This window comes from Citrobacter sp. CK180 (assembly GCF_030333655.1).
Lineage (GTDB): Bacteria > Pseudomonadota > Gammaproteobacteria > Enterobacterales > Enterobacteriaceae > Citrobacter_B > Citrobacter_B koseri.
The window spans coordinates 1-4209 of sequence record NZ_JAOWFM010000029.1; the positions used below are offsets into that span (position 1 = coordinate 1).

Sequence of the window (4209 nt, forward strand, 5' to 3'; positions counted from 1 at the left end):
CCGGGCCGTCGACAGCCGGGGCCGCACTGTCGATTTTTATCTCTCCTCCCGTCGTAACAGCAAAGCTGCATACCGGTTTCTGGGTAAAATCCTCAACAACGTGAAGAAGTGGCAGATCCCGCGATTCATCAACACGGATAAAGCGCCCGCCTATGGTCGCGCGCTTGCTCTGCTCAAACGCGAAGGCCGGTGCCCGTCTGACGTTGAACACCGACAGATTAAGTACCGGAACAACGTGATTGAATGCGATCATGGCAAACTGAAACGGATAATCGGCGCCACGCTGGGATTTAAATCCATGAAGACGGCTTACGCCACCATCAAAGGTATTGAGGTGATGCGTGCACTACGCAAAGGCCAGGCCTCAGCATTTTATTATGGTGATCCCCTGGGCGAAATGCGCCTGGTAAGCAGAGTTTTTGAAATGTAAGGCCTTTGAATAAGACAAAAGGCTGCCTCATCGCTAACTTTGCAACAGTGCCCTCAAGCGCCGGGACAACGGCAAGACGACCTGGTTGGCTTGGTTGCGCCAGTCTCCGGCCAAGCCAAATTCGCGGCATATGCTGGAACACATCGAACGCCTCAAGGCATGGCAGGCACTCGATCTGCCTACCGGCATCGAGCGGCTGGTTCACCAGAACCGCCTGCTCAAGATTGCCCGCGAGGGCGGCCAGATGACACCCGCCGACCTGGCCAAATTCGAGCCGCAACGGCGCTACGCCACTCTCGTGGCGCTGGCCACCGAGGGCATGGCCACCGTCACCGACGAAATCATCGACCTGCACGACCGCATCCTGGGTAAGCTGTTTAACGCTGCCAAGAATAAGCATCAGCAGCAGTTCCAGGCGTCAGGCAAGGCCATCAACGCCAAGGTACGTCTGTACGGGCGCATCGGTCAGGCGCTGATCGACGCCAAGCAATCAGGCCGCGATGCGTTTGCCGCCATCGAGGCCGTCATGTCCTGGGATTCCTTTGCCGAGAGCGTCACCGAGGCGCAGAAGCTCGCGCAACCCGATGACTTCGATTTCCTGCATCGCATCGGCGAGAGCTACGCCACCCTGCGCCGCTATGCACCGGAATTCCTTGCCGTGCTCAAGCTGCGGGCCGCGCCCGCCGCCAAAAACGTGCTTGATGCCATTGAGGTGCTGCGCGGCATGAACACCGACAACGCCCGCAAGCTGCCAGCCGATGCACCGACCGGCTTCATCAAGCCGCGCTGGCAGAAACTGGTGATGACCGACGCCGGCATCGACCGGCGCTACTACGAACTGTGCGCGCTGTCCGAGTTGAAGAACTCCCTGCGCTCGGGCGACATCTGGGTGCAGGGTTCACGCCAGTTCAAGGACTTCGAGGACTACCTGGTACCGCCCGAGAAGTTCACCAGCCTCAAGCAGTCCAGCGAATTGCCGCTGGCCGTGGCCACCGACTGCGAACAATATCTGCATGAGCGGCTGACGCTGCTGGAAGCACAACTTGCCACCGTCAACCACATGGCGGCAGCCAACGACCTGCCGGATGCCATCATCACCGAGTCGGGCTTGAAGATCACGCCGCTGGATGCGGCGGTGCCCGACACCGCGCAGGCGCTGATAGACCAGACAGCCATGGTCCTGCCGCACGTCAAGATCACCGAACTGCTGCTCGAAGTCGATGAGTGGACGGGCTTCACCCGGCACTTCACGCACTTGAAATCGGGCGATCTGGCCAAGGACAAGAACCTGTTGTTGACCACGATCCTGGCCGACGCGATCAACCTGGGCCTGACCAAGATGGCCGAGTCCTGCCCCGGCACGACCTACGCGAAGCTCGCTTGGCTGCAAGCCTGGCATACCCGCGACGAAACGTACTCGACAGCGTTGGCTGAACTGGTCAACGCTCAGTTTCGGCATCCCTTTGCCGGGCACTGGGGCGATGGCACCACATCATCATCGGACGGACAGAATTTCCGAACCGCTAGCAAGGCAAAGAGCACGGGGCACATCAACCCAAAATATGGCAGCAGCCCAGGACGGACTTTCTACACCCACATCTCCGACCAATACGCGCCATTCCACACCAAGGTGGTCAATGTCGGCCTGCGCGACTCAACCTACGTGCTCGACGGCCTGCTGTACCACGAATCCGACCTGCGGATCGAGGAGCACTACACCGACACGGCGGGCTTCACCGATCACGTCTTCGCCCTGATGCACCTCTTGGGCTTCCGCTTCGCGCCGCGCATCCGCGACCTGGGCGACACCAAGCTCTACATCCCGAAGGGCGATGCCGCCTATGACGCGCTCAAGCCGATGATCGGCGGCACGCTCAACATCAAGCACGTCCGCGCCCATTGGGACGAAATCCTGCGGCTGGCCACCTCGATCAAGCAGGGCACGGTGACGGCCTCGCTGATGCTCAGGAAACTCGGCAGCTACCCGCGCCAGAACGGCTTGGCCGTCGCGCTGCGCGAGTTGGGCCGCATCGAGCGCACGCTGTTCATCCTCGACTGGCTGCAAAGCGTCGAGCTACGCCGCCGCGTGCATGCCGGGCTGAACAAGGGCGAGGCGCGCAATGCGCTGGCCCGTGCCGTGTTCTTCAACCGCCTTGGTGAAATCCGTGACCGCAGTTTCGAGCAGCAGCGCTACCGGGCCAGCGGCCTCAACCTGGTGACGGCGGCCATCGTGCTGTGGAACACGGTCTACCTGGAGCGTGCGGCGCATGCGTTGCGCGGCAATGGTCATGCCGTCGATGACTCGCTATTGCAGTACCTGTCGCCACTCGGCTGGGAGTACATCAACCTGACCGGTGATTACCTATGGCGCAGCAGCGCCAAGATCGGCGCGGGGAAGTTCAGGCCGCTACGGCCTCTGCAACCGGCTTAGCGTGCTTTATTTAATGAGATGGTCACTCCCTCCTTCCCGGTACTATGCTGAGGACAGGCTTTCATTCGGAGAACTATCATGGAAAACATTGCGCTCATTGGTATCGATCTGGGTAAAAACTCTTTCCATATTCATTGCCAGGATCGTCGCGGGAAGGCTGTTTACCGTAAAAAATTTACCCGGCCAAAGTTGATCGAATTTTTGGCGACATGCCCCGCTACAACCATCGCAATGGAAGCCTGTGGCGGTTCTCACTTTATGGCACGCAAGTTGGAAGAGTTGGGGCATTCCCCAAAGCTGATATCACCACAATTTGTCCGCCCGTTCGTTAAAAGCAATAAAAACGACTTTGTCGACGCCGAAGCTATTTGTGAAGCTGCATCGCGTCCGTCTATGCGTTTTGTGCAGCCCAGAACGGAATCTCAGCAGGCAATGCGGGCTCTGCATCGTGTCCGTGAATCCCTGGTTCAGGATAAGGTAAAAACAACCAATCAAATGCATGCTTTTCTGCTGGAATTTGGCATTAGCGTTCCCCGAGGAGCTGCCGTTATTAGCCGACTGAGTACCATTCTTGAGGATAATAGTTTGCCTCTTTACCTCAGCCAGTTATTGCTGAAATTACAACAGCATTATCACTATCTTGTTGAGCAGATTAAAGATTTGGAATCCCAGTTGAAACGAAAGTTGGACGAAGATGAGGTTGGACAGCGCTTGCTGAGCATTCCCTGCGTCGGAACACTGACAGCGAGTACTATTTCAACTGAGATTGGCGACGGGAAGCAGTACGCCAGCAGCCGTGACTTTGCGGCGGCAACAGGGCTTGTACCTCGGCAGTACAGCACGGGAGGTAGGACGACATTGCTGGGAATTAGTAAGCGAGGTAATAAAAAGATCCGAACTTTGTTGGTTCAATGTGCCAGGGTATTCATACAAAAACTGGAACACCAGTCTGGCAAATTGGCCGATTGGGTCAGGGATTTACTGTGCCGGAAAAGCAACTTTGTCGTCACTTGTGCTCTGGCAAACAAGCTGGCCAGAATAGCCTGGGCCCTAACGGCACGACAGCAAACTTATGTAGCATAACGGCAGAAATACACCGGTTTAAAGAATTACTGATCTGGTTTTGCGAATACTGATATTGATGATACTAACGGCCCACCGGCCTGTTGAGGAACCTGTAAAACGGAAAGGCTCATTGAAGCCGTATATTTTCTGGAGGTTCATCAGGCGCGGAACTCATCAAGGCGCGGGAATAAAATCCCATTCAGACGCCGGATAGATTCAAGCAAGCCAACTTGTCGTCAAAATCGGTGTTGCAAAAACGGGAGTGACCATAGATTCCGTTTTC

General features: G+C 56.8%; 1 protein-coding gene and 2 pseudogenes. All 3 read left to right on the forward strand.

The window, feature by feature from the left end:
• Positions 1–430 (forward strand): annotated as a pseudogene (locus tag OGV50_RS02610) (IS6-like element IS26 family transposase); the annotation flags it as partial.
• A gap of 52 nt (positions 431–482) precedes the next feature.
• Positions 483–2861, forward strand: a pseudogene (locus OGV50_RS02615) (Tn3-like element TnAs3 family transposase); the annotation flags it as partial.
• A 78-nt stretch (positions 2862–2939) separates the two neighbouring features.
• Complete coding sequence (locus OGV50_RS02620) at positions 2940–3944, forward strand: IS110-like element IS4321 family transposase (RefSeq protein WP_000427623.1); 1005 nt, start codon at positions 2940–2942, stop codon at positions 3942–3944.
• The last annotated feature ends 265 nt before the right edge of the window (positions 3945–4209 follow it).

What these genes read in the sequence shown, in the direction of transcription:
- OGV50_RS02620 (WP_000427623.1), top strand. Translation starts at nt 2,940, where the DNA reads ATGGAAAACATTGCGCTCATTGGTATCGATCTGGGTAAAAACTCTTTC.